Origin of the sequence: Hyunsoonleella jejuensis (assembly GCF_900111025.1) — a bacterium.
GTDB classification, from domain to species: Bacteria; Bacteroidota; Bacteroidia; order Flavobacteriales; family Flavobacteriaceae; genus Jejuia; species Jejuia jejuensis.
This window is the reverse complement of record NZ_FOFN01000002.1, coordinates 487,700-513,970: the sequence shown is the minus strand read 5'-3', so window position 1 is coordinate 513,970 and position 26,271 is coordinate 487,700. Positions and strand designations below refer to the sequence as shown.

General features: G+C 33.8%; 27 protein-coding genes and 1 tRNA gene. 13 read left to right on the top strand and 15 right to left on the bottom strand.

Annotation, left to right across the window (positions count from 1 at the left end):
- Positions 1 to 106: 106 nt before the first annotated feature.
- Together BMY39_RS08990 and BMY39_RS15085 are read right to left on the bottom strand one after the other, a co-directional pair.
- Positions 107 to 1,630, bottom strand: coding sequence for an OmpP1/FadL family transporter (locus BMY39_RS08990; protein ID WP_092578747.1), 1,524 nt, complete (start codon positions 1,628 to 1,630; stop codon positions 107 to 109).
- A 130-nt stretch (positions 1,631 to 1,760) separates the two neighbouring features.
- Positions 1,761 to 2,957, bottom strand: a complete 1,197-nt coding sequence (locus BMY39_RS15085) for a hypothetical protein (protein WP_177176576.1) — start codon at positions 2,955 to 2,957, stop codon at positions 1,761 to 1,763.
- A gap of 129 nt (positions 2,958 to 3,086) precedes the next feature.
- Between BMY39_RS15085 and proS the strand changes: the two genes are divergently transcribed.
- The 3 genes from proS to rpsT all read left to right on the top strand — a co-directional run bounded on the left by proS (position 3,087) and on the right by rpsT (position 5,029).
- A complete protein-coding gene (proS, locus tag BMY39_RS08975) occupies positions 3,087 to 4,565 on the top strand; it encodes a proline--tRNA ligase (protein WP_092578741.1) in 1,479 nt (492 codons plus the stop codon).
- A 114-nt stretch (positions 4,566 to 4,679) separates the two neighbouring features.
- Positions 4,680 to 4,751, top strand: a tRNA-Glu gene (locus tag BMY39_RS08970).
- 26 nt (positions 4,752 to 4,777) lie between these two features.
- Positions 4,778 to 5,029, top strand: coding sequence for a 30S ribosomal protein S20 (gene rpsT / locus BMY39_RS08965; protein ID WP_092578739.1), 252 nt, complete (start codon positions 4,778 to 4,780; stop codon positions 5,027 to 5,029).
- A gap of 98 nt (positions 5,030 to 5,127) precedes the next feature.
- Here rpsT and BMY39_RS08960 read toward each other — a convergent pair whose 3' ends face one another.
- The 5 genes from BMY39_RS08960 to BMY39_RS08940 all read right to left on the bottom strand — a co-directional run bounded on the left by BMY39_RS08960 (position 5,128) and on the right by BMY39_RS08940 (position 9,750).
- Positions 5,128 to 6,147, bottom strand: coding sequence for a COX15/CtaA family protein (locus tag BMY39_RS08960; protein WP_092578737.1), 1,020 nt, complete (start codon positions 6,145 to 6,147; stop codon positions 5,128 to 5,130).
- A complete protein-coding gene (locus BMY39_RS08955) occupies positions 6,131 to 6,598 on the bottom strand; it encodes a GNAT family N-acetyltransferase (protein ID WP_092578735.1) in 468 nt (155 codons plus the stop codon). Before BMY39_RS08955 ends, BMY39_RS08960 begins: the two co-directional genes overlap by 17 nt.
- Positions 6,598 to 8,016: a CCA tRNA nucleotidyltransferase gene (locus tag BMY39_RS08950; RefSeq protein ID WP_092579202.1), complete on the bottom strand. Its 1,419-nt coding sequence runs from the start codon at positions 8,014 to 8,016 to the stop codon at positions 6,598 to 6,600. The genes BMY39_RS08955 and BMY39_RS08950 overlap by 1 nt, the downstream gene beginning before the upstream one ends.
- Positions 8,017 to 8,078: 62 nt before the next feature.
- Positions 8,079 to 8,648 carry an L-threonylcarbamoyladenylate synthase gene (locus BMY39_RS08945; protein WP_092578733.1) on the bottom strand — a complete coding sequence of 190 codons (570 nt, stop codon included), beginning with the start codon at positions 8,646 to 8,648 and terminating at the stop codon, positions 8,079 to 8,081.
- The gene (locus BMY39_RS08940; RefSeq protein ID WP_092578731.1) at positions 8,641 to 9,750 is read right to left on the bottom strand and encodes a glycosyltransferase family 4 protein; all 1,110 of its coding nucleotides are present in this window, start codon (positions 9,748 to 9,750) and stop codon (positions 8,641 to 8,643) included. The genes BMY39_RS08945 and BMY39_RS08940 overlap by 8 nt, the downstream gene beginning before the upstream one ends.
- Before the next feature lie 144 nt (positions 9,751 to 9,894).
- Here BMY39_RS08940 and BMY39_RS08935 point away from each other — a divergent pair, with 144 nt between their 5' ends.
- Positions 9,895 to 10,692 (top strand): Kdo domain containing protein, encoded by a 798-nt coding sequence (locus BMY39_RS08935; RefSeq protein ID WP_092578729.1) that lies wholly within the window; start codon positions 9,895 to 9,897, stop codon positions 10,690 to 10,692.
- 8 nt (positions 10,693 to 10,700) lie between these two features.
- Positions 10,701 to 11,699 (top strand): glycosyltransferase family 4 protein, encoded by a 999-nt coding sequence (locus BMY39_RS08930; RefSeq protein ID WP_092578727.1) that lies wholly within the window; start codon positions 10,701 to 10,703, stop codon positions 11,697 to 11,699.
- Here the strand turns inward: BMY39_RS08930 and BMY39_RS08925 are convergent.
- Positions 11,691 to 12,458: a glycosyltransferase family 2 protein gene (locus BMY39_RS08925; protein ID WP_092578725.1), complete on the bottom strand. Its 768-nt coding sequence runs from the start codon at positions 12,456 to 12,458 to the stop codon at positions 11,691 to 11,693. The genes BMY39_RS08930 and BMY39_RS08925 overlap by 9 nt on opposite strands.
- 20 nt (positions 12,459 to 12,478) lie before the next feature.
- Here BMY39_RS08925 and BMY39_RS08920 point away from each other — a divergent pair, with 20 nt between their 5' ends.
- Entirely contained in the window at positions 12,479 to 13,330 is an 852-nt protein-coding gene (locus BMY39_RS08920) for a glycosyltransferase family 2 protein (protein ID WP_317039335.1), read from the top strand.
- Here BMY39_RS08920 and glf read toward each other — a convergent pair.
- Positions 13,323 to 14,429 (bottom strand): UDP-galactopyranose mutase, encoded by a 1,107-nt coding sequence (gene glf / locus BMY39_RS08915; RefSeq protein WP_092578723.1) that lies wholly within the window; start codon positions 14,427 to 14,429, stop codon positions 13,323 to 13,325. The two genes, BMY39_RS08920 and glf, sit on opposite strands and share 8 nt — an antisense overlap.
- 56 nt (positions 14,430 to 14,485) lie before the next feature.
- Here glf and BMY39_RS08910 point away from each other — a divergent pair, with 56 nt between their 5' ends.
- Positions 14,486 to 15,526: a glycosyltransferase gene (locus BMY39_RS08910; RefSeq protein ID WP_143064756.1), complete on the top strand. Its 1,041-nt coding sequence runs from the start codon at positions 14,486 to 14,488 to the stop codon at positions 15,524 to 15,526.
- Here BMY39_RS08910 and BMY39_RS08905 read toward each other — a convergent pair.
- Both BMY39_RS08905 and BMY39_RS08900 read right to left on the bottom strand, forming a co-directional pair.
- Positions 15,515 to 16,576 carry a glycosyltransferase family 9 protein gene (locus tag BMY39_RS08905; RefSeq protein ID WP_092578719.1) on the bottom strand — a complete coding sequence of 354 codons (1,062 nt, stop codon included), beginning with the start codon at positions 16,574 to 16,576 and terminating at the stop codon, positions 15,515 to 15,517. The two genes, BMY39_RS08910 and BMY39_RS08905, sit on opposite strands and share 12 nt — an antisense overlap.
- A gap of 83 nt (positions 16,577 to 16,659) precedes the next feature.
- The gene (locus BMY39_RS08900; RefSeq protein WP_092578717.1) at positions 16,660 to 17,475 is read right to left on the bottom strand and encodes a 2,3,4,5-tetrahydropyridine-2,6-dicarboxylate N-succinyltransferase; all 816 of its coding nucleotides are present in this window, start codon (positions 17,473 to 17,475) and stop codon (positions 16,660 to 16,662) included.
- A 326-nt stretch (positions 17,476 to 17,801) separates the two neighbouring features.
- Between BMY39_RS08900 and BMY39_RS08895 the strand changes: the two genes are divergently transcribed.
- The 6 genes from BMY39_RS08895 (at position 17,802) to BMY39_RS08870 (ending at position 21,430) form a co-directional block, all read left to right on the top strand.
- A complete protein-coding gene (locus BMY39_RS08895) occupies positions 17,802 to 18,065 on the top strand; it encodes a hypothetical protein (protein WP_092578715.1) in 264 nt (87 codons plus the stop codon).
- Positions 18,066 to 18,171: 106 nt separating this feature from the next.
- Positions 18,172 to 18,582 carry a Holliday junction resolvase RuvX gene (gene ruvX / locus BMY39_RS08890; protein ID WP_092578713.1) on the top strand — a complete coding sequence of 137 codons (411 nt, stop codon included), beginning with the start codon at positions 18,172 to 18,174 and terminating at the stop codon, positions 18,580 to 18,582.
- A 66-nt stretch (positions 18,583 to 18,648) separates the two neighbouring features.
- Positions 18,649 to 19,239, top strand: a complete 591-nt coding sequence (def, locus tag BMY39_RS08885) for a peptide deformylase (RefSeq protein WP_092578711.1) — start codon at positions 18,649 to 18,651, stop codon at positions 19,237 to 19,239.
- 55 nt (positions 19,240 to 19,294) lie between these two features.
- Positions 19,295 to 19,717: a DUF5606 family protein gene (locus tag BMY39_RS08880; protein ID WP_092578709.1), complete on the top strand. Its 423-nt coding sequence runs from the start codon at positions 19,295 to 19,297 to the stop codon at positions 19,715 to 19,717.
- Positions 19,718 to 19,807: 90 nt separating this feature from the next.
- Positions 19,808 to 20,479: a Crp/Fnr family transcriptional regulator gene (locus tag BMY39_RS08875; protein WP_092578707.1), complete on the top strand. Its 672-nt coding sequence runs from the start codon at positions 19,808 to 19,810 to the stop codon at positions 20,477 to 20,479.
- A gap of 75 nt (positions 20,480 to 20,554) precedes the next feature.
- Positions 20,555 to 21,430 carry an anti-sigma factor gene (locus BMY39_RS08870; protein ID WP_092578705.1) on the top strand — a complete coding sequence of 292 codons (876 nt, stop codon included), beginning with the start codon at positions 20,555 to 20,557 and terminating at the stop codon, positions 21,428 to 21,430.
- Between the two features lie 83 nt (positions 21,431 to 21,513).
- On the opposite strand, the gene BMY39_RS08865 is transcribed toward BMY39_RS08870, so the two are convergent.
- The 4 genes from BMY39_RS08865 to BMY39_RS08850 all read right to left on the bottom strand — a co-directional run bounded on the left by BMY39_RS08865 (position 21,514) and on the right by BMY39_RS08850 (position 26,238).
- Positions 21,514 to 23,469: a DUF349 domain-containing protein gene (locus tag BMY39_RS08865; RefSeq protein WP_092578703.1), complete on the bottom strand. Its 1,956-nt coding sequence runs from the start codon at positions 23,467 to 23,469 to the stop codon at positions 21,514 to 21,516.
- A 96-nt stretch (positions 23,470 to 23,565) separates the two neighbouring features.
- Positions 23,566 to 24,309, bottom strand: coding sequence for a shikimate dehydrogenase family protein (locus BMY39_RS08860; protein ID WP_092578701.1), 744 nt, complete (start codon positions 24,307 to 24,309; stop codon positions 23,566 to 23,568).
- Complete coding sequence (locus BMY39_RS08855; RefSeq protein ID WP_092578699.1) at positions 24,302 to 25,318, bottom strand: DUF368 domain-containing protein; 1,017 nt, start codon at positions 25,316 to 25,318, stop codon at positions 24,302 to 24,304. The genes BMY39_RS08860 and BMY39_RS08855 overlap by 8 nt, the downstream gene beginning before the upstream one ends.
- Entirely contained in the window at positions 25,318 to 26,238 is a 921-nt protein-coding gene (locus BMY39_RS08850; protein WP_092578697.1) for a polyprenyl-phosphate transporter, read from the bottom strand. The genes BMY39_RS08855 and BMY39_RS08850 overlap by 1 nt, the downstream gene beginning before the upstream one ends.
- Positions 26,239 to 26,271 lie beyond the last annotated feature (33 nt).

The following is a 26,271-nucleotide window of genomic DNA, read 5'->3' as shown; positions in this document are numbered from 1 at the left end:
TATTATTAATATTACACTTAGTCTTTAATAGTACCCTTATATTACAAAAAAGCTTGAATTCTTAGTTTAAGAACTCAAGCTTTTGTGGTTTATATTGTTTTTGAATTTAAATATTGAATCCTAAGGTTAAGGTAATATTAGAGTTTTCTCTATTAATAGTTGCAGCATCTATCAAACCAATATTGTACAAAGGTGTTTGGTCTGTTCTTTCCCATTTATCGTAGGTAATATCTAATCTGGTATTTCCAAAGTTATAACCAATACCTAAAGAAAAACCGTTTAGATCTCCAACCGTAACACCATCAACATAGGGGCTTTCTTCAAATCTATATCCGCCTCTAAAACTAAATTGTTTATGCTTGTATTCACCTCCTAATCGGTATGTTGCAGCAGTGGTGAGTACGTCGCTAACATCTGCATTCAAACCAGTAAAATCATTTTCTGGTCTAAACTTAGTAGCCCCATAGTTTTTAGTTGAATAATCAAAACTGATTAATCCTTTTTGTCCGAAAACGTACGCAGCACTTCCTGTAAATCTTGCAGGTGTTTGTAATCTGTACGATGGGTATATGTTGGTAACTTGAGGGTTGATATTAACGTTAAATGGAGAGCCATCATCTCCAGCAGTACCTAAAAATTGTGTAGTTTCTTCTTCAATGGTGTACCAAGTAGGAGAATCATAGGTTAATCCAACTCTAAACTCGTTAGTTAATTTTAAAATCCCACCTAATTGAAATGAAAACCCTGAACCTCTTGTAGACAAATTGTTTTCAAACTCAACATCAGTAATTATCGAGCCTACGTTATTATTATCTTCAAAAAGCAGGGTAGAGCGGTCGTAATCTATAAAATGTGAGTTTAAATTAACTCCTAAAAATAGGTCGTCACCGTATTGTGCAGCAAGATTAACTGCGATTTTACCGTTATATCCTGTTGATAAATACGTGTAATCATGATTAAAATTACCTTCTGCAACATTTAATAGATAGCTCGTATTGTCATCGGCATCAACTTCTGGTTCTAAAATAAAAGATTCGTAGCCTAAGAAACCTTGTTGGTGTGCAAAACCCAAATCGTTTCCTATATTAACGTATGCGTCATCTAAAGTTTCATTTGGAAATGCTGAGATTTCGTCTAAACGAAGTCCGTTAGCATAATCAAAGAAATAGCTTCCGATGGTGTTATTAAAATTATTACTATTAGTATTTGTACCTACAGCAAACCAATTATCATCATGGTTATTAGTTCTATCGAAGGCTACACCAATAGTAAATTTTTTCCAAGGAGAGTTACTTGTGTTTTTAAAAACGAAAGATGCTCCACCTTGCGTTAAATCGAAATTAGAATCGTTAACACTACCAGTGCCATTAAAATATTGTGTATTGTTATTTAATTCGGCATTCGCTAAAGAAAACGATGCATGACTTTGGCTAAACACCGCAGAACTTGCAGGATTAATACTTACGGCACTCATATCTCCACCAAGTGCACCAAAAGCACCACTTAGCGCTCTAAAACGAGCAGTTCCTTGAATATTGTCTTGAGAATATCGTAAAGCATCACTAATATCTTGACCGTAAATTGTGGAAACAGATAACAAGCCTATGCATAATAATTGGAGCTTTTTCATATGTTTAATTTTTTGTTATTTATGGGCAAAAATAACCCAGAATATTTAAAATAATCAATACTATAAATAGCGTGGTGATTATTTTAAATATCTAAGGTCATACTTGTATTTAATTTTTAATGATTTGTTATTAACGTCTTCTGCCGCCACTAGAACTTCTTGAACTTCCAGAACTTCTAGAGCTCCCTGATGATCTTGAAACAGATCCAGAACTTCTTGAAGGTGAAGAGGACCTTGAATACGAACCGCTCCTACTTGTGCTTGAAGAGTTTCTATTGTAATTAGAATTACTACTTCTAGAGGTTGTAGAAGAAGAGTTTCTCCTTATGGGTGTAGAGTATCTGATGTTAGATGATGACGACCTATTTGGAGAATAAGATGGCTGTCTAGAGCTGCTTCTTCTCACTGTAGAATTTCTATTAATTGATGTAGGTGAGTTTGAACGACTCACTCTGCTAGAAGTACCATTAGTTCTAGCAACACTATTACGCCTTGTTGTGCTATATCTAGAAGATGAGCTGTTGCTGCGCGCAACACTTGTTCTTCTAGAGGTGCTGTTGTATCTTCTTGCAGTAGTACTGTTTCTATTACTTGAAGACAAACGTCTGTTGCTTGCAACACTACTTCTTCGTAGTGAATTGCTAGTAGAGTTTCTTCCAAATAATGCAGTACTTCCTCTTCTTGTATTGCTAAAAGCTAACCTATTGCCAAACCTGTTTCTTGGATAGAAGCCATTGCCGTAGTATAGGGAAGGGTGCCAATTGTTCCAGCCCCAACCGAAGCCACCACCCCAACCGAAGCCTCCGCCCCAGCCCCAGCCAGCATTCCAACCCCAGTTGTTCCAGCCCCAACCAGGGCCCCAGCGGTTCCATCTATTCCAGCCCCAGTTGTTCCAGCCCCAACCGAAGCCTCCGCCCCAGCCAAAGCCAGCATTCAGCCAAGGATCCCATCCCCAGTTGTTCCAACCGTTGTCGTGAAAATTAATTACCACATTGCTATTGGTTTGCCCCCAACCAGCATTACCTTGGTAATCGTTATAAATAGTATCATTAATTGCAAGGTTCTGTTCGCTACTGTATCCGTCAATATCTGTAAATATTGCACCATTATCGGTAGCTATCTCATATTCCTGCGCTTTATTCTTAAAATAATTCTCGTAATAATCATTATTACCAGGAGTATTTATTGTGCCATCAACAACTTTAACTTCATCTTGCTTATTATCGTTGGCTCCTCCGTAAATACCATCATTGTCAACACCTACGTATTGGTAGGAACCGCATGATGCTAACCCGAATAACAATCCTAGGATTGCTGCGAATTGCATTTTCGATTTTAAGTAGTGATTAATTTGCATATCTCTTTAATTTAATTGTTGAACAAAACAAAAATAGTTAGTTTTGCGCTACTATTTTTTTATTTAACATAATCACAATATTTGTGCCAAAAAAGCGATATGAGCAAAAAATTAACAAGTAGGGCAGAAGATTACTCAAAATGGTATAACGAATTAGTGGTAAAGGCTGATTTAGCTGAGAATTCCGCTGTAAGAGGTTGTATGGTTATTAAGCCCTATGGGTACGCTATTTGGGAAAAAATGCAAGCAGAATTGGATAGGATGTTTAAGGAAACTGGACATCAGAATGCATATTTTCCACTTTTTGTGCCCAAAAGTTTGTTTGAGGCTGAAGAAAAAAATGCTGAAGGTTTTGCGAAGGAATGTGCTGTTGTTACACATTATAGATTACAATCCGATCCTAATAACAAAGGAAAATTAAGGGTAGATCCTGAAGCTAAACTCGAAGAAGAGTTGGTTGTAAGGCCTACAAGCGAAGCTATAATTTGGAATACATATAGGAATTGGATACAATCTTATAGAGATTTGCCATTATTGATAAACCAATGGGCAAATGTGGTGCGATGGGAAATGCGTACGCGATTGTTTTTGCGCACTGCCGAGTTCTTGTGGCAAGAGGGGCATACAGCTCACGAAACAAAAGCAGAAGCTATTGAAGAAACAAAATTAATGAATGGCGTATATGCTGAGTTTGTTGAAAATTTTATGGCTATTCCTGTTATACAAGGTGTGAAATCTGAAAGTGAGCGCTTTGCTGGGGCAGAGGATACCTATTGTATTGAAGCCTTAATGCAAGATGGAAAGGCACTGCAAGCAGGGACTTCACATTTCTTAGGTCAGAATTTTGCAAAAGCATTTGATGTGAAGTTTGCCAATAAAGAAGGGAAACAAGATTATGTTTGGGCAACCTCATGGGGTGTTTCTACGCGTTTAATGGGAGCTTTAATTATGACGCATAGTGACGATAATGGTTTAGTATTGCCACCAAATTTGGCACCATACCAAGTGGTTATTGTACCTATTTATAAAAACGAAGAACAATTTAATGCCATTAGTAAGGTTGCTGAAGATATTATAGGTGATTTAAGAGATAGAAATATTTCAGTTAAGTTCGATAAACGCGATACCTTGCGCCCAGGAGCAAAATTTGCGCAACATGAATTACAAGGTGTACCTGTGAGAATAGCTATTGGGCCTAAAGATTTAGAAAATGAAACGGTGGAAGTGGCTAGAAGGGACACTTTAACTAAACAAACTGTTATTCTTGATAGGGTTAGTGTTGTTATTGAGGATTTACTTGAAGAAATTCAAGGAGCATTATTTACAAAAGCTTTAAATTTTAGGAACGAGCATATTACACCTGTAGATACTTTTGATGAATTCAAAAAAGCACTAGAATCAAAAGGAGGGTTTATCTCTGCGCATTGGGATGGCACGACTGAAACTGAAGACAAAATAAAAGAGATCACCAAGGCTACAATCCGTTGTATACCTTTGGATGCGAAGGAAGAAGAGGGGGTGTGTGTGTATTCTGGAAAACCATCAAACAGACGTGTTTTATTTGCAAAAGCATATTAGATAAAAAAAAATTTTAAAAAAGTTTCATCTACTGTTGCAACATTTAAAAATAGTTGTATTTTTGCATCCGCAATGGAAACGTTGTAGGTTCATTTAAATAGAAATTTACCAAATGGCCCGTTCGTCTATCGGCTAGGACGCCAGGTTTTCATCCTGGTAAGAGGGGTTCGATTCCCCTACGGGCTACAATTTTTAAATAAGAAAAAAACAAAATGGCAAATCATAAGTCAGCTTTAAAAAGAATAAGAAGTAACGAGTCTAAGCGTGTGTTGAATAAATATCAACATAAAACAACGCGTAGTGCAATTAAAAAGTTGCGTGAACTAACAGATAAGAAAGAAGCAGAAGCAATGTTTCCTTCAGTTGTTTCTATGTTAGACAAGTTGGCAAAGAAAAATATAATTCATGCTAATAAAGCGTCTAACTTAAAATCGGGTTTGGCAAAACATATTGCTGCGCTTTAGTAGATATCCAAATAGTTATATAATATAAAAAAACCACTCTTTAAAGAGTGGTTTTTTTATGGGCATAATTTTAATATCTTTCCTTTTAATGTGAAATTCTATCTGCTAAACCTATGTAATGTAAATACCATAGCCGACAGCAATAAAAAGGCGCCAACTTGATGTGCTACTCCTAACCAAACGGGTACTTGCAGTAAGATGGTAAAAACTCCTAGAAGAAATTGAATACCAACCATAATAAGTATTGATGAAATACCTGCTAGTTGGTATTTAGATAGTATCAATTGTTTACTTTTTCTCCAAATAACTATAATTAAAACAACTACAATGTATGCTAATATTCTATGTACAAATTGCACTCCACTTTTACCTTCAATAAAGTTTTTATATAATGGTGTTTGCTCAATATAAACCGTTTCGTGCATGAACTTACCCTCGCTCATCATTGGCCAATGGTTGTGTATCCAACCAGCATCGAGACCAGCTACAAAAGCCCCGTAAATTATTTGAATAATCAGTACTATTAAACTAAAACGCACTAAATTTCTAAATCCTTTTTCGATGGCTTTCCTTTTTGGGAATAATAAATCTAACGCCACCCAGAAGGTATAGGCAAAAGTTAAAAACGCAGTGGTTAAATGGGCAGCTAGCCTATAATGACTAACGTCTGGTCTATCTACCAAACCACTTTTTACCATATACCAACCTAAAAACCCTTGGAAGCCTCCCATAAATAAAAGAATGATGGATTTTTTTATGGTTGGTTTTGTAAGCTGTTTTGTAATTAGAAAATATAGAAATGGGATTATAAAAACAATACCAATTAAGCGTCCTAGAACACGATGTAGCCACTCCCAAAAATAAATATCTTTAAAATCCTCTATCGTAAAGTGATAGTTTAATTTTTGATATTCTGGGTATTGCTTATATAAGTCAAAAGCTTCTTGCCATTCCACCTCATTCATAGGTGGAATAGTTCCAGAAATAAGTTTATAATTTGAAATTGATAAACCCGAATGGGTTAACCTTGTGATGCCACCTACAATTACCATAATAAATATAAGTGCACATCCAGTTAATAGCCAATAAACAACACGTTTGTTATCTTTTTTCTTCATAGCTTAATTTTTTTTCAAAGCAAATACTGTTATCTACATTTTTATATGGGCCAAAATTTTCTGCGACGTTGTAATTGTTTTTCTTGTAAAAGTTTACCGCTGCCGTTTGTTGTTTTCCAGTCTCTAAAACAATAACCGTATATCCTAATTCGCTTGCCCAAGTTTCCAACTCTATTAATATTTGGCTTGCAATTTGTTGCCCTCTAAACTCAGGTACAGTGTACATCCGTTTTATTTCAACTCTATTTACATCAAATACTTTAAAAGCGCCACACCCTACAGCAGTACCATTTAAGTAAGCAACAATAACATGTTTTAAAATTGCAATACCGTTATATTGCATGTAAAACTCATGGTCATTACCATCAATAATCTTTAAATAGCTGTTCAGTTGCGATACCAAATTCTCAAAATCGGGGTGTTTAGCATCTGTTCTTACTAGCTTTAGCATTAGTCCATTACTTTTAAACCTAGTTCTTCACCTTTTTTCAACATTAATCGATAAGCCGCCTCGTGTTCGTTTGGTATGTCACCTTCCAAAATAGCTTCTTTAATAGCTTCTTTAATCACGCCAATTTCTCGTGATGGTTTTAGATTGAAGGTTGCCATAATTTCTTCTCCAGAAACTGGAGGCTGAAAATTACGAACATGATCACGTTCTTCAACTTCAATAATTTTTTCACGTACAATTTTGAAATTATTATGGTATTTATTGAATTTCTTTGGGTTTTTGGTCGTAATATCTGCTTCACATAGCGTCATTAAATCATCTACATAATCTCCAGCATCAAATACTAATCGTCTCACAGCAGAATCTGTAACAATATCTTGAGCCAAAACAATAGGGCGGGAGCTCATCAACACCAGTTTTTGTACAAACTTCATCTTATCATTCAAAGGCATTTTTAAACGTTTGAATAGGCGATACACCATTTTAGAGCCTTCAAATTCGTGCCCGTGGAAGGTCCAGCCTACTTTTTTACTAAAACGCTTTGTGGGAGCTTTACCAATATCATGAAGTAATGCAGCCCAACGCAACCATAAATTATCGGTGTGTTTCGCAATATTATCAACAACTTCTAAGGTATGGTAGAAGTTATCTTTATGGCGTTGGCCTTCAATCTCATCAATACCTTTAAGTGCAGTAAGTTCGGGCAAAATGTAATTTAATAATCCTGTTTTTTCAAGCAACAAAAATCCTATAGAAGGTGTTTTACATTCCAATATTTTATGAAGCTCTACAACAATTCGCTCGTTTGTAATTATTTTAATGCGATGCGCGTTTCGTTTTATAGCCTTTAAGCTATGTGTTTCAATTTTAAAATTGAGTTGTGATGCAAACCTTATGGCACGCATCATGCGTAGTGGGTCGTCGCTATAAGTAATGTCAGGGCTTAAAGGGGTTCGTATAGTTTTATTTTCTAAATCTTTTATGCCATCAAAAGGGTCTAGCAAATCACCATAATTACCTTCTGAAAGGCTTAAAGCTAAAGCATTTATCGTAAAATCGCGACGGTTTTGGTCGTCTTGCAATGAGCCATTTTCAACAACTGGATTTCTACTGTCTTCAGAATACGATTCTTTTCTGGCGCCTACAAACTCCACTTCAATATCATCATAGCGCAACATTGCAGTACCATAGGTTTTAAAAACCTGAACTTTGGGTTTGTTTGGTAAATTTTCTGCCACCTTTTGCGCTAGTTCAATACCGCTACCAATAGCGACTACATCAATATCTTTGGCATCACCACGGCTTAATAAAAAATCACGTACAAAACCTCCAATAACGTAGCTTTCCAAACTAAGTTGGCTAGCAGATTTAGAGATAACTTTAAATATATTTCCTTGAAGTGCTTCTTTGTAATTCATCAATAAAATTCCAAAACTCATTTTCTAAATTCCAAAACAGAATTATATATTAAAAGAGCAATTTATTTTCGTAAAACCTTAACAACATTGCTATTAGTTATCTGGATAATGGCTGCTGATGTTGTGCAAATTTTTTCTTTTTGCAAATTTACGACATAGTCTACACCTTTTAAAATAGCGGGTACTATTTCTTTAAACGATTTTGGGATAGTTTCACCATCAATATGGGCAATTGAAGTTGCAATAGCGCCATTAAACCTTCGGGAGAGTTGATAGCAAAACTCATCATCTGGAATTCTTATAGCTATCGTGTTATTTTTAGATATTAAGTTTGAAGCTATAGTTTTAGGTGCATCATAAATAATTGTAGTTGGTGTATCTACAACATCAATAATACTTTGGGCTGCAGCTGGTATTTCGTTAACATATCTATTTAACATTCTATCATCTGCAACAAGGCATGTTATGTTTCTTTCGCTATTACTTTGCTTGAGCTTATATAACTTATCAAGAGCATCTTTATTTCCCGAATCACAGCCTAAACTCCAATACGTATCTGTAGGAAATAAAATAATATTTCCGGCTTTTAGAGCATTAACCGCATGTTTAACTTCCAAATGTAAATTAGCCATTCTTTAAAACAGATTCGTAAATTTTTATAGTGTGTTGCGCCATGTTTTCAGTAGTGAATTGTTCTAGTAGTTTCTCATAGCTTTTTGAAATAAATTGAGCTTTTAGTGTTTCTGAGCTGTTGAGCTTCAATACATAATCGCTTAATGTTTTAGCATCATGCATAGGCGCTAATAAACCATTGGTTTTATGGGTTATAAGTTCGGGAATGCCACCAACATTGGTACTCACAATAGGTGTTTTATGATACATAGATTCATAAATAAATTGAGGTAATCCCTCACTTTGAGAGGTCATTAATGAGATATCAAATTGTGGAATGAAGTTTGAAGCTTGGGGTGTATATCCCAAAAAAAGGACGTGTGCTTCTAAATTTAAACGTTTTACTTGTTCTAACAGTGCGTCGGTACGTTCGCTGAATGTTCCTATTTGAATGAAAATAAAATTGGTTTGTTTTTCAATATTTACAATTTGGTTAGCAACATTTATAAACGTTTCTAAATTTTTTGCTCTTATATGGTTCCCAATATGGCCAACAATAGTTTTATTGTAATCAATACTATACTTTTCTCGTAGTTTAAATGGCGTCTCCGTGCTTTTGGTTTTTAGGTTGGTGCCGTGGTAAACTGTTATCACTTTACTTTGGTCTGAGATAGCTTTTTTAGCGACTTTTTCGGTTTCCTTTGAAACGCATAATATGTTTCTAATTTTTGAATAATTATACTTATAAAGGGTTTTTTTACGCTCCTTTATTGGGAACGAGGTTTTTTTACTTAAAACAAAAGGTGGTAAATTATAGATCTTATCTGCAATTATAGTGAGTTGAAGTGCGCTTGGGTCATGAATATGAATAAGATCGATATTTTCAGATTTACAGATGCTACCAATTTTAAGTACAAAGCGTAAATCTATTTTTATTTTAAGCGGTGCTGAAGTGAAATGAATATTTGTATTTGACAATCGCGCTTCAAAAGGAGAATCTTTAACGCATAATACCGTGTTTTTTATTTCAGGATTTGAAATACCTAATTCTGTACACAAATTCTCGATATGGTATTCGCCACCACCCCAATTTGTTACTCCTGATACGTGTAAAATATGCATTAAAACTTGCCCTGATTATTTAAGATGTGCCTAGTCAAAAGTACACCTTGCATATTGATTACGCAAATATTATAATGTGAACACACTCAAATATATTTAGATATATTTGCACCAAAGCTTTACGAAATAGTCAAAAAGTTTTCAATGCGCACAACACTAAGAGTACATCCTAATTATAAAGGCCTAAACAGCAAATTAAAAGATGCCATAGCTAACTTTGATAGTTATGGTGATGTATTGGGTGCCGCAGAACGGAATGTGATAAAAAATGTAACTATTAATGGTATGACATGTACCATTAAATCGTTTAAAATCCCGAACATTCTTAATCAAGTAGCCTATCGTTTTTTTAGAAAATCTAAAGCAGAACGCTCATACATATATGCCAATAAATTATTGGATTTAGGTATTAAAACCCCAATGCCAATTGCGTATCAAAAACAAGTATCGTTATTTCTATTTAAAGGGAGTTATTATATTAGTGAGTTTGTGGATTGTGATTTAACATATAGAGAGTTAACTACAGATTTTAATATGGAAGATCACGACGCAATTTTAAGGGCATTTACCAGATTTACGTATAAACTTCATGAAAAAGGGGTGCATTTTTTAGATCATTCCCCGGGAAATACACTAATAAAAAGAACGGAAAATGGTTACGATTTTTATTTGGTAGACTTAAATCGTATGGAATTTGGCAAATTAGATTTTGAAACGCGGATAAAAAACTTTTCAAAACTTACCATACATAAGTCGATGATTGAAGTGATGAGTAACGAATATGCCAAATGCACAGGAGAGGATGAAACCAAGATTTTTGAAACGATGTGGCAGTATACCAAAGCATTTCAAGAGAGGTATTACAGAAAAATAAGAATAAAGAAGCGCATTTTCTTTTGGAAGAAAAAATACCAGGATAGAGTTTCTGAGTCGCCAATTTGATAAAAGATATGGGAGAACATCTTTACTTCAGTCTAGTTCATAAATGGAAATATTTGATTGCGATTTTAAAATCAAAATTTTATACTACTCCTGCTCAAGTGAAACGAGTAGTTTATGTGGCTCGAGAAAAAGATAAAGATTGGATTTTTGGTGCAAAAGTAAGGCGCTTGTCCAGATTCTCTTCATTGGAAGCTTCAACCCATTACCATGATAAGTTGCGTGATTTACCAGATGCCGACGGTTATTTTTTCATCTACCAAAATTATTTTTGTAGGTGTATCCGGAGTACTCCAAGTATTTTAAAAAAGAAAAATGTGGTGATGTTTACACACCCTAATTGGTCAAAAAAATACTCAAAAACTCATGTGGTTTGGTGTTTAAATAAAGCAGATACTATAATTTGTTTAAACTCCAATGTAAAACAATACCTGATAGATTGTGGTGTAAAGGAAAAGTTACTAAAAGTGCTCCATATTGGCACCTCCTCTAAAACATTTTATCCACACGAAAGAGGTGCAGGTGATGTGGGGTTTTGTTCAAATTTCGGTGAACGAAAAAATCCTGACTTGATTTTGGATATTATTAAGAATATGCCACAAAGAACATTTCACATTATAGGACGAAATTGGGAAGATTATGGTAAATACGATGAGTTAATAAACTTACCAAATTTTGTATATCACAATAATGTAGCTTATGAGTCTTATCCTGATTTATACAATAAATTAGATGTTTTCGTATCGCCATCGCTTTTGGAAGGTGGCCCTGTTCCTATTCTTGAAGCAATGATGTCTAATTGCGTACCTGTAGCTTCAAAAACAGGTTTTGCCCCAGATTTAATTCAACATGGTAAAAATGGCTATTTATTTGAGCTTGATGCTACCTATAAAGACGTTGTGCCCTTAATAGAAAATGCTTTTCAAATTAAAGAAGATGTACGCGAATATGTGATGCCTTTTACTTGGCAAAACTGCTCTAAAACTATTGATGGCTATTTTTTAAGTTGAATTAGCTTTTCGTTGTAATTCCCAAAGTTTAGTATATTTTAAAAATGTAATATTGGCAGTTTGTACGCAAATTACAAAGCCGTTTACACCATCTAAAATACCCAAGCGTAGGAAGTACGATTTGAAAAATGCCCAAGTAGGATTGAAAATCATCTTAAAAAAATTAGATGTTTTCCCTTTATCAAAATAAGCTTGTGCTGCAATTGTAGAAAAGTATTCTGTCTTTTTATTGAATTCAGAATACGTTTGGTACGTCTGGTGTAAAATATCACCCTTTAAGAAACCTACCCTAGTATTTTTATTTGATAAAACAACATTGTCATGTGGATTAATACCTTGCCATTTTGCTTTTCTTCTATCAAAAACTCTTAGCTTTTTATTGGGATACCAATCTGAGTGTTTTATCCATTGACCGCAGAAATTATTAAATCGATTACAGTAATAACCATCCAATTTCCAATTAGATTTTAATTTAATAATAGATTTTTGCAGCGCTTCAGAAAGGGCTTCATCGCCATCCAAAGAAACAACATGATCGTATTTAGCTTTTTTTAAGGCAAAATTCTTTTGCTCAATATAACCTAAGAACCTTTGTTCTATAAATGTAACTTCATATTTGCTACAGATGTCTTTTGTGTTGTCTGTAGAAAACGAATCTATAACAATAATTTCGTCAACAACATTTTTTAATGATTTTAAACATGCTTCAATGTTTTTTTCCTCATTAAATGTTATTATAACACCAGACAATTTAATCATTACAGAAATTAAAAAGATTTTTGGCAAAAATAGCTATTTTTGAAGCAATGAGCGCATTTGATGTTTCGGTAATTATAAGTACTTACAACAAACCAGAATACTTAGCAAAAGTATTGTGGAGTTACCAGTTTCAAACGTTTAAAAATTTTGAGGTTGTTATTGCTGATGATGGTTCTACAAATGAAACCAAAATGTTAATTGAAAACATGTCCAAAGACGTTCGTTTCCCGATTCAGCACATATGGCAACCCGATGATGGTTTTCAAAAAACCAAAATACTAAATAAGGCTACTGTTGCTGCACAATCGGAATATTTAATTTATACGGACGGTGACTGTATGGCTAGGGCAGATTTTGTAGAAACACATTTAGCTTTAAGAAAGAAAGGATTTGCGTTATCGGGTGGATATTTTAAACTTTCTAAGGATGTTTCCAGAAAAGCAAATTTCGATATAATCGCATCTCAAGATTGTTTTAAAGCTGATTGGTTATTGCGGCATGGGCAAGCCAAAAGTTTTAAAATGAATAAGTTAAGCCCTTCAAAACTTAAAACTACATTGTTGAATACATTTACACCAACAAAAGCTACGTTTGATGGCATGAATGTTTCCGTTTGGAAGCAGGACGTCCTAGACGTAAATGGCTTTGATGAGCGCATGCAATATGGAGGAGAGGATAGGGAACTTGGCGAGCGCCTTATGAATTATGGTATAAGATTTAAGCAAATACGGTATAGTGCCATTTGCTTGCACCTGTATCATGAGAGGCCTTATAAGAATAATGAAGTTTTAGAGAAAAATAATATTATAAGAGCTGAAACAAAAAGAAAAAGAAAGGTTTATACCAACTACGGCATTTTAAAATCTAAGTAATAAGCTCTTTTTTGCATTTTGTAAGTGCCGATGCTATTACTTGATGCATATCGTAGTATTTGTATTCTGCCAACCTACCTCCAAAAATAACATTGGTTTCAGTCAAGGATAGTTCGCGGTATTTTTGATATTTCTGTTGGTTCTCATCGTTGTTCACAGGATAGTATGCCTCTTTTTTAGGGGTCCAAGTTTCAGGGTATTCTTTGGTAATCACTGTATGTTTTTGTGTGCCAAACTCAAAATGTTTATGTTCTAAAATCCTAGTATATGGCACATCAGCGTCGTTATAATTCACTACGGCATTACCTTGGTAATTATCCATGTTTAAAATTTCATGTTCAAAACGAAGCGAACGGTATTCTAATTTTCCAAATTTATAACCGTAGTATTCATCAATATTTCCCGTATATACTATTTTATGAGCAAGATCTTCAAGTTCACTTTTATTTTTCAAAAAATCTACATTCGTCCTTGTTTCAATACCTTTTAGCAAACCATCAGTAATGGTATTGTAACCACCTATTGGAATACCTTGATATCTATCATTGAAATAATTATTATCAAACTTGTATCTCACAGGGAGTCGTTTAATGATAAAAGCAGGTAATTCTGTTGCTTTTTTACCCCATTGTTTTTCTGTATATTCTTTAATAAGAGTTTCGTAGATGTCTTTGCCAATTAGCGACAGCGCTTGTTCTTCTAGGTTTTTAGGGTGCTTTACACCGTATTCCCTAATCTGGTTTTCAATAATCTGTTTTGCTTCAGCCGGTGTTTTTACGTCCCATAGTTGATGAAACGTATTCATATTAAAAGGTAAGTTATAAAGCTTGCCTTTAGAAAATGATAATGGAGAGTTGATATAATTATTAAATGTTGCGAACTGATTTACATAATCCCAAATACCTTTATCATTAGTGTGAAAAATGTGCGCGCCATATTTATGTATGTTTATACCATCGTTGTTTTCGCAGTAAATATTGCCTCCTAAATGCGCTCTTCTGTCAATAACCAAGCAAGTTTTTCCCATTTTAGTGGCTTCATGTGCAAATACAGAACCAAATAATCCCGCACCAACAATTAAATAATCATACTTTTGCATACATTTATATTTTTAACAAAGCTAGGTATAATAACCAAAAAAAAGAATTCGTTTTAATGTATTATATTTCAAGAAATTATAAGTCTTTATTTAATGCTGCAGGAAAAGCCAAAACCGATTGTGAGTTTGTTTTTGATAAAATGGGCTTTAAAAACTTAGGGTTTAAGCAGTCTGCCATTCCAAATTCTGCCATTGGAACGATTAAGAATTTCTTCGGGATTTTATTGGCGTTATTAAAATTACCTCGAAAAAGTACCCTTGTAACGCAATATCCAAATAATAAGTTCAGAAAAATGATTCTCTTTTTCGCAAAGCTTAAAAAGTGTAAAATCATCACTTTGGTTCATGATGTGAGAATTTTAAAAGGAAGGACAAAAGATGTAGATGCAGAATTACGTCAAATTGTAAATTGTGATGTAATTATAGTGCATAACCCTTCTATGAAAAAATGGTTTTTAGAGCAAGGGGTGAACATTCCAATTATAGTACTCGGGATTTTTGACTATATCTCCGAGAAAAAACCAATGCAAAATACCAATAGAGCGCCAAAAGACTCATACGATATAGCTTATGCTGGAGGTTTCGGGGATGGTAAAAACTCCTATATTTTTGATTTTGATATTTTGGAAAACAGTAATTATAACTTGAGACTGTATGGTATTGGATTCGACCCCAATAAGCGTAAAGTAGATCAAGAAAAATCTGTAGTACACTATGAAGGCGTGTTTAAATCGGATGAAGTCGCTTACAATATAGTATCTGATTTTGGTTTGGTTTGGGACGGTATTTCTAGTGATACCTGTAGTGGTAATTACGGAGCTTATTTAAAGTTTAATAATCCGCACAAAACATCGCTTTATTTGCTTTGCGGCTTACCAATTATTATATGGTCTGAAGCAGCCTTGGCAGATTTTGTTGCTGAGCATAATATTGGTATCACAATTTCAAACCTAAAGGATCTTAATCATATTTTAGAAAATTTAACGATTGAAGAATATCAAAACATGAAGCAAAATGTTGCCGATATTCAAACTAAAGTTATGGAGGGATATTTTGTAGAAACTGCCGTAGAAAAAGCTTTAAGCTTAATTAGATAAATTTTTTAGGAAGGTCTCTAGTTTTTCATAAAATAAAGTAGGCTCAAACTGCGAATAATAGTTATCTATTTGATTTTTAACCTGAGAATTAGTCTTACCTAAAAAAAGAGCTGGTTTGTATTCTTTTAGATGGACCGATACATTGTTGTCTGCTTCTTCAAAGACACTCCAAGTGCCTTTGTCTATCCACGGAGAAAATACTGAAAACGTTGGAACATTGATCGCTTTCGCCATATTTATAGCACCACCTTCATTTCCAATTAATGCTGTACAGTGCTTTGTTATTGCTATAAAATCTCTTAAGCTTTTTCCAAAAACATCCAAATGAATGCATTGTTGTGTTTTTGGTTTACATAGTGCATAAACAGCCTTGGCTTCCTCTGTTTGTTTTGGAATGTAATTGAATAAAATATTGCCACCTGTGGCTTCTACAATACTATCAATAACTTCGGCCATATAAGAAAACGGGTAAGTTTTATTGGCTCCGCTTCCCAAAACACTTATCATAAACAGTGGGTTTGATGTGTCTATCTTAAAATTAGTAAGATACTGTTTGGCAGCCTCTAATTCTTCAGAAGACAGATAAATTTTTGGTTTTACTTCTGGTATAGCTTCACAAATTGGGTTTAGTAGTTGCAACCTGTTTTCTATCGCCAAACCTTTATTGTGTTTTGAAATTTTATGACGCTTAACAGGATGAGTGTAAAATTGCTGAGTATACCATTTATAATATCCAATCTTTGTTTTTGCTTTAGAAAATAGAGTTATAAAATTACTAGACCACTTCCCATAAACATCCACCACAACATCATACTTTTCCTTACGGATTTTCTTTAAAAATTTATAAAACAGTAAGGCGTTTTTATCAATTTTTGGAGTTACCAAAACAAACTTGTCAATATCTGGATTGCCCTCAACAACTGGTAGTGTATGAGAATTAATTACATAATGAAGTTCAGCATCAGGATAGTTTTTTCGCAGCACAGAAAATATTATACTAGATGTTAATACATCGCCAATCATTTTCTGTTGAATTACTAAAATCTTCATATGTTCAAATTACAAATAAAAAATTCCAAATTCCAATATAAGTATTTTGGAATTTGGAATTTAGTTTTTGAAATATTTTGTTTTTACACGGCTACATCATGCTCTCTTAAAGCATCATTAAGGGATGTTTTTTTATTAGTGCTTTCCTTGCGCTTACCAATTATCAATGCACAAGGCACGTTATAACTCCCTGAAGGGAATTCCTTGGCATAACTTCCAGGAATCACCACAGATCTTGCTGGAACAATACCTCTATACTCTTTAGGTTTATCACCCGTAACATCAATAATCTTTGTACTCATAGTTAAAACTACGCCTGCACCTAAAACAGCTTCGGTTTCTACTTTTACGCCTTCAACAACGATACAGCGAGAACCGATAAACGCATTATCTTCTATAATTACAGGAGCAGCTTGTAATGGTTCTAAAACACCTCCAATACCAACACCTCCTGATAAATGTACATTTTTACCAATTTGCGCACAACTACCTACTGTTGCCCAAGTATCTACCATAGTACCTTCATCAACGTATGCTCCAATATTCACATAACTAGGCATTAAAATAGTGCCAGGGGAAATGTATGCACCATGTCGTGCTACGGCATTAGGCACTACACGAATACCTCTTTCAGCAAAATTACGTTTTAAAGGGATTTTATCATGATATTCAAAAATGCCAGCTTCTAAGGTTTCCATTTTTTGAATAGGGAAGTATAAAACTACCGCTTTTTTTACCCACTCGTTTACTTGCCAGCCACCTTCAATTGGTTCAGCAACGCGTAATTCACCTTTGTCTAAAAGATCAACTACGTGTCTTATGGCATCTGTGGTTTTGGTTTCCTTTAAAAGTTCTCTGTTATCCCAAGCGCTTTCTATAATTTGTTGTAATTTTGTCATCTGTATCAATATTTTGAGCAAATATAATATCTAATAGCTAATTGGCTATTGTATTTCATCTTGAAATATGTATAAAAATTTCCCAGAATATCTGATAATTTTTTAAAATTTAAAGGGTGTTTTCACTTTGAAAAAATGTTAATTATAGATGAAATGCATTTTGCGTGTATTTCGTCGTTAAAATTAAGCACTTCCACTATTCATCGATAGAAATATTCAGGTGTTCTAATAATCGAAAATTACTTGATGTACAACTAATATATTATAGTTGAGGCTTCTTGTGGATATATATTTGGAGTGTTGAATCAAATGAAACAACCCAAATCATGAAAACAATTTTTTACATTTTATTTATCTTTTTATTTTCTTTCTCTGCATTGAGTGCTCAGAATGAAGTTAAGGCCAATAATGTAGAAACTACGGTTACTATTTCTGAAGCTAAAGAAGCGACAGTGATAATTGATACTGTAAAGATGAAAGAAGTTATTGCTAGAAGTAGTAGTGATATTAGAATTTTCTTGAACAGAGAGAGAAAAATTGATAACATCAAATTAGTATTTCCTGAAATAAATAAAAGAAAATTGTCTTAAGAACGATTAAGTATTCAAATTTAATAATAAGGTTAAACACGAGAAAGACTGTCTTTGAAGGCAGTCTTTTTTATTTTAAAGAATTACTTTTGTTGAAAATTATAGCATGTCGAGAATTTTAGCAATAGATTATGGTAAGGCACGAACGGGAATAGCGGTTACAGACGAACTACAGATAATTGCTTCTGGCTTAACTACTGTATCAACCAAAGAACTCATTCCTTTCTTAAAAGAGTATCTTTCTAAAGAAAATGTAGAATTGTTTTTAGTTGGTGAGCCAAAACAAATGGATAATTCTCCGTCGGAAAGTGAAGCTTTAATTATTCCATTTTTAAAAAAACTCTCTGAAACGTTCCCAAAAGTTCCTATTGCTAGAGTAGATGAGCGTTTTACTTCGAAAATGGCATTTCAAACTATGATAGATAGCGGTCTTAAAAAACGACAACGGAAAAATAAGGCATTGGTTGATGAGATTAGTGCAACCTTAATTCTACAAAGTTATTTATACTCAAAATAGATTTTTGCCACAATAAATTAATTTACGATACAAGAATTGTATTTTTGCCAAAAATAATCCTGACCAATGATTTTACCAATAGTGGCTTATGGCGACCCTGTCCTTAAAAAGAAAGGCACGGACATAGCAAAAGACTATCCAGAATTAGATAAACTACTAGAGAATATGTTTGAAACCATGTATAATGCTATGGGAGTAGGGCTTGCAGCACCACAAATAGGTTTGCCAATTAGATTGTTTTTGGTAGATACTTCACCATTTGGCGAAGATGAGGAGCTTCCTGAAGCAGAGAGAAATGCGTTGAAAGATTTTAAACGTGTTTTTATTAATGCAAAGATTATTCAAGAAGCGGGTGATAAATGGGCATTTAATGAAGGATGTTTAAGTATTCCTGATGTGAGAGAAGATGTGTTTAGGCAACCAGAAATTACCATTGAGTATTTTGATGAGCACTTTAATAAGCACACAGAAACATTTGGCGGTTTAATAGCTAGGGTTATACAGCATGAATACGACCATATTGAAGGTATTTTATTTACTGATAAACTATCAAGTTTTAAAAAACGCTTAATAAAAGGAAAACTTTCCAACATTTCAAAAGGAAAAATAAATGTAGACTATAGAATGCGTTTCCCAAATCAAAAAAAGAAGCGATAATTTTTGTGTTACATCATAAAATATGATATTTGCGCCTCTTTAAAAACAGAATTATATGGGCTTAGAAAAAGTATTAGCCATTTCTGGTAAGCCAGGGCTTTATAAACTAATAACGCAGACGCGTGGTGGGTTTGTTGCAGAATCTTTAATGGATGGAAAACGCTTGTCCATAAGCTTACAAAACAATGTAAGTGTATTAAGCGAAATAGCAATTTATACATTAACCGAGGAGGTGCCGTTATACAAGGTTTTAGGTAAGATAAGAGATAAGGAGGATGGTAAGTTATGCAGTGTAAAGCCAAAGGATAGTAAGGATAAATTAGAAGAATACTTTTTTGATGTCTTGCCAGATTATGATGAAGACAGGGTATATGCAAGCGATATAAAAAAGGTAATTCAATGGTATAACTTGTTACAAAAGCATGAAATGCTAAACTTACTTGATGACGATGATACAACAAGTGACGAAGAAGAATAAAAAAAACCTCCAAAATTTGGAGGTTTTTTTATACTGTTAACGTAAGTATCATCATTGTTTCACGACATTTACCTAATAAAAACGCTAGCAATGAAGTCCCTTTGGTTTTTTGAAGACACTAATCTTTTTAAAATATTATGCCCCCATAAATTTAAGGCTTACAAATCGCAACATGATTTTGATGCGTATAAAAAACAAGATTATATTTATTTTGAAGATGACTCTGCTAATAAAGTTTACCTTATTGAAAAAGGTAAAGTTAAGTTGGGATATTATAATGAAGATGGGGAAGAAGTCGTTAAAGCTATACTTACAAGAGGTGAGTTGTTTGGCGAAACCGCCATATTTGGAGAATCAAAGCGGGATGAATTTGCAATGTCTATAGATAATACTACCAGTATTTGCCCCATTGGAGTTGAGACCATGCACAACCTGATGAGGGACAATCAAACCTTTAGTTTTAAAGTGTATAAATTCATAGGTTTTAAGCTTAAAAAATTAGAAAGACGGCTTCAGTTGCTTTTATTTAAAGATACTAAAACCCGTTTAATGGAATTCCTTCATGAATTATGTACAGATTATGGATACGATTGTGAAAAAACAGGTGATAAGATTATCCATCACCCATATACGCAAAAGGATATTGCATCTTTAATAGGAACCTCAAGACCAACTTTAAATATTCTTTTAAACGAATTGAAAGAAGATAATATCATTGAATTTACCAGAAAAGAGATAAGAATTTATAAAAAATCTGCCTAATGTTAGATAGCTAACATTTTGGGTCATCTATGAGCTATAATTTTGAATTGTAATAATAAATTAAAAATTATAGCAATGATTAAAAAAATGTTTTTAGCCTTAATGGCAATAGGAATTTTTACTACGTCTTGTAGTAACGATGATGACAACAACGGACCATCAACTTCAAATCTTACGTTGAATTTACAAGGATTAGAATCTTTAGGTGATGATTATGTATATGAAGGTTGGATAATAGTGAATGGCGCTCCAGTTTCAACGGGAACATTTTCAGATGTTACTTCAGCGCAGGTATTTGAAGTAAATTCAGATATGCTGAACAGTGCGACACGATTTGTACTTTCCATTGAGCCTTCTGTGGATCCCGATCCTGCTCCAGCAGACACAAAGGTTTTGGTAGGTGATTTTTCAGGACAGAGTGCAACATTAAACTCAGAGGGTATCGTGGCAGATTTTTCATCAGCAAGTGGTACCTATATTTTAGCTACTCCCACGGATGCGGATATGACAAATGAAGCTAGTGGTGTATGGTTTTTAGATAACTCCAGCGGAAGTCCTGCGACAGGTTTAAATTTACCAACACTTTCTGCTGGCTGGCAATACGAAGGCTGGGTAGTCTTTGACGATACTCCAGTATCAACAGGTACTTTTATTGATCCTGCCATGGCAGATAACAATGCAGCTACGTCTCCCTACAAAGGTACTTCGGGCAACGGTCCAGGTTATCCCGGAGAGGATTATGTAATGGGGTCGGCCGCAGGTGTTACGTTTCCAACAGATTTAAAAGGTAGAACTGTGGTTATTTCTGTTGAACCTTTGCCAGATAACAGTCCTGCGCCGTTCGCTTTAAAACCTTTGGCGCACATGGTACCTGCTAATGCCGCAGACCATACAGCCATAACTATGGGAACAGGGCCCGTAGTTAGTGTTTCTGGTACTGCTACGCGATAAATGAAAAAGGGAAATATTATTAATTAAAAAAAGAGGTGTTACATATTTGTAGCACCTCTTTTTTATTCAAAAACTGATTTTTTTTAATATAATTCTTTGATTTTACTAAGTTTTGTTTTCCAAAGTTTAAGCTCTTTTTTGTGCTTTTCAATATTAGAATTCACTTCTTTTACCAATGGATTATCATCATCAACATTTGTAAAAAACTGCAGATTATTTTCCAATTGGTTTATTTGACCTTTTACTTCGTCAATCTTCTTACGTATAAAAGAACGTTCGTTGTCTAAGCTTCTATGGTCATCATCATTACTATTTAATGTTTCAAGTTTGGTTTCAAACTTGATCATTTCAGCTTCATTTTTATCAACGTTTAATTTAGAAAATAATTCGTCTATGGCTTTGTTAAATTTACCTTCAATAAAACGTTTGTCATTTGGCACTCTTCCAATGTTTTTCCAAGTATTTACGTGTGCTTTTATTGTCTCTAAATCTTTGTCTTTATCTTTTGTAAGTTTTAATTCTTTAAGTGTGCTTAATAGTTCCTGCTTCTTGTTGTATGCCTCTATAAACTCTTTGTTGGCTTCATTTCGCTTAGAATGCAACTTGTCAAAATAAGCATTACATGCTGTTTTAAATTGTTTCCAAATTTTATCACTATCCTTTCTAGGTACATGACCAATTTTTTTCCAGTCACTTTGAATTTTTTTCATCAAAGGTGTTGTAGCCTCAAAATCCTCACTGTCTTTATTGTCTTCCGCAATTTTAACTAGTTCTCTTTTTTTCTGCAGATTTTGGTATTGTTCCTTTTTTAATTCTTTATAAAAGGCATTCTTTTTTCTGTTGAAGTTTCTAACGGCATCCTTGAATTTTGCCCAAGTGGCTTCGTTTACTTTTATAGGTACTTTACCAGCATTAAAAAAAGCTTCTCGTAAGGTTTCAATTTCCTTTATTTTTTTTTGCCATCCGCCGTGGGAATTTGTAGATTCTTCCGCAATGGCTTCTATCTTAGAAATTATATCCTGCTTTTTCTCTAGATTTTTTTCATAAACTTTATCGATCTCTTTAAAATAGAGTTGCTTTTTTTCGTTTATAGCCTTTGTAGCAGCTTTAAATCGTTCCCAAATAACTTCTCGGTGCTCTTTACCTACAGGGCCTAACTCTTCTTTCCACATTTTGTGTAGTTCTTGCAGCTCCCTGAAGGCATGCATAGCATCATCATCTTTTGCAAGTTCTTCGGCGCGTTCAATAATTTTAAGCTTTTTTTCTAAATTATGTTTAAAATCTAAATCGCGTAAGTCTCTATTTAAATGTAAAAAATCATAGAACATTTCAACATGATGGTGATAGCTATTCCATGCATTATTGTATTTATCTCTTGGAATTGGTCCTGTATTTCTCCAACGGTCCTGTAATTCCTTAAAATGTTTGTACGTGGTGTTTATATTTTCTTCAACATTAATTAATCCTTTTAGCTCTTCAATAATTTCAAGTTTGTCTTGAAGATTTTGTTTTAGATTTTGCTCAATATTTTTGTAATGCTGATTCAGCTTATTGCGATAGTCTTTATATGCTGATTTAAAACGTTTTTGTACAGGACTTGAATAATAAAAATCTATCTCATTACCACCATCATTTATAAAGTCTGCCTTTTTTTCATCAACTAAGGCATTGAATTTAGATTTAAATTCAGTTCTAATAGCATCAACATGAGCTCTAATTGCTTGGACTTTTTCACTTCCTAAAAGTTTTTCTAATTCAATAGCAAGCGCTTCTAAAGACATTTTATCATACTCTTTAAATGCTATAGTATGTCGCTCTTTATTGCCTTCATCTTCCGCGTCCTCCGCATTAGATTCTTCTATTTCATTCACGCCGTCATCTTCAGAGTTATTAGAAATATCTTCTTCGTTGCTTTTATCCTCTTCAGTTTCAGTATCGTTTATGGGCACAGTGTTTTTGGTGTCCTCAACGTTTGTTTCGGGCACTTCTATGCTTTTATTTTTTCCATCTGCATCTTGCAGGTTATCTGGCTCAGACATTTTAATAAATGTTTAGGGTTCCTTTAGTTTTGTTTAAAGATACTAACTACTGTAATATTTACAAAGCAGGAAAGGTGTTTTTAATATTGAAAACACTTATTGAAGAAGATTCCATATGGCCCAAGCTTTCTCTGCTTGTAACTTTAACATGTTATGCCCGTTAATTGTAGTGGCGCCCTTTTGTTTCCCAAGTTTTAAGAAGGTAGTTTCCTCTGGATTATAAATTAAATCGAAAAGAATATGCCTGCTAGTAATACCTTCATAAGGGATGCTAGGGCAATCTTCAATATTTGGAAACGTTCCCAGTGGCGTGCAGTTTACGATAATTTGATATTCGGAAATAATTGCTTCGTTTAAATCTGAATAAGTGTATGTTACGTTTTTTGAAGCTGTTCTAGAAACGTAATGACAGGTTATGCCTTTTTTTCTTAGGGTGTAAATTACGGCTTTACTTGCCCCTCCTGTACCCAAAATTAATGCTTTTTTGTGATGTTTTTTTAAAAGGGGTTTTAATGAATTAATAAAACCATAGCAATCTGTATTATAACCTATTAGTTTCCCTTTTTTTGTAATTTTTATAGTATTTACAGCACCAATAGCCTTTGCTTTTTTGTTTAGCTTGTCCAAATATGGTATAACTTCTTCTTTATAAGGTATTGTTACATTAAGTCCTTTTAAACCTTCAGTATTTTTGACGATTTCTGGGAAACGGGAAATGTCTTCAATATCAAAATTCTCATAACTAATACCAGAAATATTTTCCTTTTCAAACTTGGTTTTAAAATAAGTTCTTGAAAATGAATAGGAAATATTTTTACCTAGAAGTCCTAGTTTAAGCATGTTTTTTCTGTTTTTGTCCGTAAATTTCTAAACCAACTACTATAGCCAAACCTAATAATACAAAGCCAATGGCATAGTAGGTTTCAGCTGTTAATTCTGGAATATACCGTTTGTAATTTTCTACTATTTTTTCACCTCTGGAATCCAGCATAAAAGTGCCGTTGTCTAAATGTTTATATATAGTTTTTTTCCAAGGCCAAACCACACCTAAGGATCCAATAATAAATCCTATTATAGAGGCTGTGGTTATACTTTTATAATGTTTAAGTATATAACTAAGCATATGCGAAAATGTAACAAGACCAGTAACAGAACCTAATGTAAATACAGCCAGTACCTTTAACATTCTTATACGACTTTCGTTATGTATAAAGTCTATATTTCCACTTAATATATCAGACATAGAATCGTAAAGTGCGTTTACGGAATCTACTAATAAAAGTACGTAATTACCTAGAAGAATAAGTATGAACGAACCAGAAAAACCCGGAAGCGTCATACCAGAAACACTAATAATACCGCAGAAGAACACGAATAATAAATTATCATTCTCCTTGGCAGGATTTAAAAAACTTATACCCAAACCAATTGCAATACCTAAGCATAACGACAAAATGGTTCTGTTGTTCCAATCGTTAAAGTCTTTGTTAATGTAGTATATAGATCCGATTATCATTCCAAAAAACACGCTCCACACGTACAATTCATAATGTAAAATGAGGTAATCTAAAATTTTTGAAACGCTAAAATAGCTTACAATCATCCCCAGAAATAGTAAGCTTAAAAAGCGACCGTTTATGTAATTAAAAAAGCTTTTAAACCTACCATTAATAAGCAGTTTGAAAGCCTTACCATTTACTTTTTTTAGTGAATATATAAACTCCTCGTAAAACCCAGCAACAAAAGCTACTACACCTCCAGATACTCCTGGTACTTTGTTGGCGGCACCCATACCGAGTCCTTTCAGTACAAGAAAAAGTTTATCATTAAGAGTTCTTGTGTTTTCCATTATTGCTTTTTACTGCCCAATTTTTCGAGAATAAAAATAGTTAAAAACCCTAAAATCATTAAAACAATTGCAAAAACAAGTTGGTTGTCGCCATTAAAACTTATGGGGGAAACACTTTTTTGTAGTAGGGGTAATTTAATCCCTTTGGAGTTGGTATACCATGATAGTGTTTCTTTCCACGGCCATACTTTATTTAAAGACCCAAGGATAAAACCTGTTAATAAGGCTAAAGTGGTATTATGGTAATGTTTAAAAAGCCATTTTAGAACATGGCTAAAACTTAATAAACCAAATACGGCACCAAAACTAAATAGCGCGATTTCTTTGATATTGATGTCATGAATAGCGTTACTCAATGTTTTATAAGCTCCTAAAATAATTAATATGAAAGAACCTGATATTCCGGGTAAAATCATGGCACAAATGGCTATAGCTCCTGCAATAAATAAAAAGTAAGGGTTATCATTATTCTCCATTGAAGGTAGCGTAGAAATATAGAAAGCTACTAATGTTCCTATAATAAATGAGATAACTGTTCCAACATTCCATTTAGTAATTTGCTTACCAACGAAATAAATACTCGCAATAATAAGTCCGAAGAAAAAAGACCAGATGAGCACAGGGTGATACTCTAATAGATATTTTGCTAACCTCATAAACGACACAAAGCTAACCACAATTCCGCCTAATAAAGCAACAATAAAATTACCATTAAGTGCTTTCCAAAACTGTTTAATTCCTTTTTGAAATAGTGTTTTGAAAAGGGATAGGTTTATATTGCTTATTGTAGAAATTAATTCTTCATAAATACCAGAAATAAAGGCAATAGTACCACCAGAAACTCCAGGAACAGCATCGGCAGCCCCCATAGCCACACCCTTTAAGGAAATTATAAGATAATCTACTAGACGTCGTTGCATACTTTGATTTTAAAAAAATCAAAGGTATGTAAT

Coding starts and splice junctions, on each gene's coding strand:
- BMY39_RS08860 (WP_092578701.1), bottom strand. CDS start 24,309: ATGCTTAAACTAGGACTTCTAGGTAAAAATATTTCCTATTCATTTTCA.
- BMY39_RS08905 (WP_092578719.1), bottom strand. CDS start 16,576: ATGAAGATTTTAGTAATTCAACAGAAAATGATTGGCGATGTATTAACA.
- BMY39_RS08935 (WP_092578729.1), top strand. CDS start 9,895: ATGCGCACAACACTAAGAGTACATCCTAATTATAAAGGCCTAAACAGC.
- BMY39_RS08900 (WP_092578717.1), bottom strand. CDS start 17,475: ATGACAAAATTACAACAAATTATAGAAAGCGCTTGGGATAACAGAGAA.
- BMY39_RS08950 (WP_092579202.1), bottom strand. CDS start 8,016: ATGAATTACAAAGAAGCACTTCAAGGAAATATATTTAAAGTTATCTCT.
- BMY39_RS08865 (WP_092578703.1), bottom strand. CDS start 23,469: ATGTCTGAGCCAGATAACCTGCAAGATGCAGATGGAAAAAATAAAAGC.
- proS (WP_092578741.1), top strand. CDS start 3,087: ATGAGCAAAAAATTAACAAGTAGGGCAGAAGATTACTCAAAATGGTAT.
- BMY39_RS08910 (WP_143064756.1), top strand. CDS start 14,486: ATGTATTATATTTCAAGAAATTATAAGTCTTTATTTAATGCTGCAGGA.
- BMY39_RS08880 (WP_092578709.1), top strand. CDS start 19,295: ATGGGCTTAGAAAAAGTATTAGCCATTTCTGGTAAGCCAGGGCTTTAT.
- BMY39_RS08895 (WP_092578715.1), top strand. CDS start 17,802: ATGAAAACAATTTTTTACATTTTATTTATCTTTTTATTTTCTTTCTCT.
- BMY39_RS08930 (WP_092578727.1), top strand. CDS start 10,701: ATGGGAGAACATCTTTACTTCAGTCTAGTTCATAAATGGAAATATTTG.
- BMY39_RS08875 (WP_092578707.1), top strand. CDS start 19,808: ATGAAGTCCCTTTGGTTTTTTGAAGACACTAATCTTTTTAAAATATTA.
- BMY39_RS15085 (WP_177176576.1), bottom strand. CDS start 2,957: ATGCAATTCGCAGCAATCCTAGGATTGTTATTCGGGTTAGCATCATGC.
- BMY39_RS08925 (WP_092578725.1), bottom strand. CDS start 12,458: ATGATTAAATTGTCTGGTGTTATAATAACATTTAATGAGGAAAAAAAC.
- BMY39_RS08940 (WP_092578731.1), bottom strand. CDS start 9,750: ATGCATATTTTACACGTATCAGGAGTAACAAATTGGGGTGGTGGCGAA.
- BMY39_RS08960 (WP_092578737.1), bottom strand. CDS start 6,147: ATGAAGAAAAAAGATAACAAACGTGTTGTTTATTGGCTATTAACTGGA.
- glf (WP_092578723.1), bottom strand. CDS start 14,429: ATGCAAAAGTATGATTATTTAATTGTTGGTGCGGGATTATTTGGTTCT.
- BMY39_RS08850 (WP_092578697.1), bottom strand. CDS start 26,238: ATGCAACGACGTCTAGTAGATTATCTTATAATTTCCTTAAAGGGTGTG.
- BMY39_RS08955 (WP_092578735.1), bottom strand. CDS start 6,598: ATGCTAAAGCTAGTAAGAACAGATGCTAAACACCCCGATTTTGAGAAT.
- BMY39_RS08990 (WP_092578747.1), bottom strand. CDS start 1,630: ATGAAAAAGCTCCAATTATTATGCATAGGCTTGTTATCTGTTTCCACA.
- def (WP_092578711.1), top strand. CDS start 18,649: ATGATTTTACCAATAGTGGCTTATGGCGACCCTGTCCTTAAAAAGAAA.
- BMY39_RS08945 (WP_092578733.1), bottom strand. CDS start 8,648: ATGGCTAATTTACATTTGGAAGTTAAACATGCGGTTAATGCTCTAAAA.
- BMY39_RS08870 (WP_092578705.1), top strand. CDS start 20,555: ATGATTAAAAAAATGTTTTTAGCCTTAATGGCAATAGGAATTTTTACT.
- ruvX (WP_092578713.1), top strand. CDS start 18,172: ATGTCGAGAATTTTAGCAATAGATTATGGTAAGGCACGAACGGGAATA.
- BMY39_RS08855 (WP_092578699.1), bottom strand. CDS start 25,318: ATGGAAAACACAAGAACTCTTAATGATAAACTTTTTCTTGTACTGAAA.
- rpsT (WP_092578739.1), top strand. CDS start 4,778: ATGGCAAATCATAAGTCAGCTTTAAAAAGAATAAGAAGTAACGAGTCT.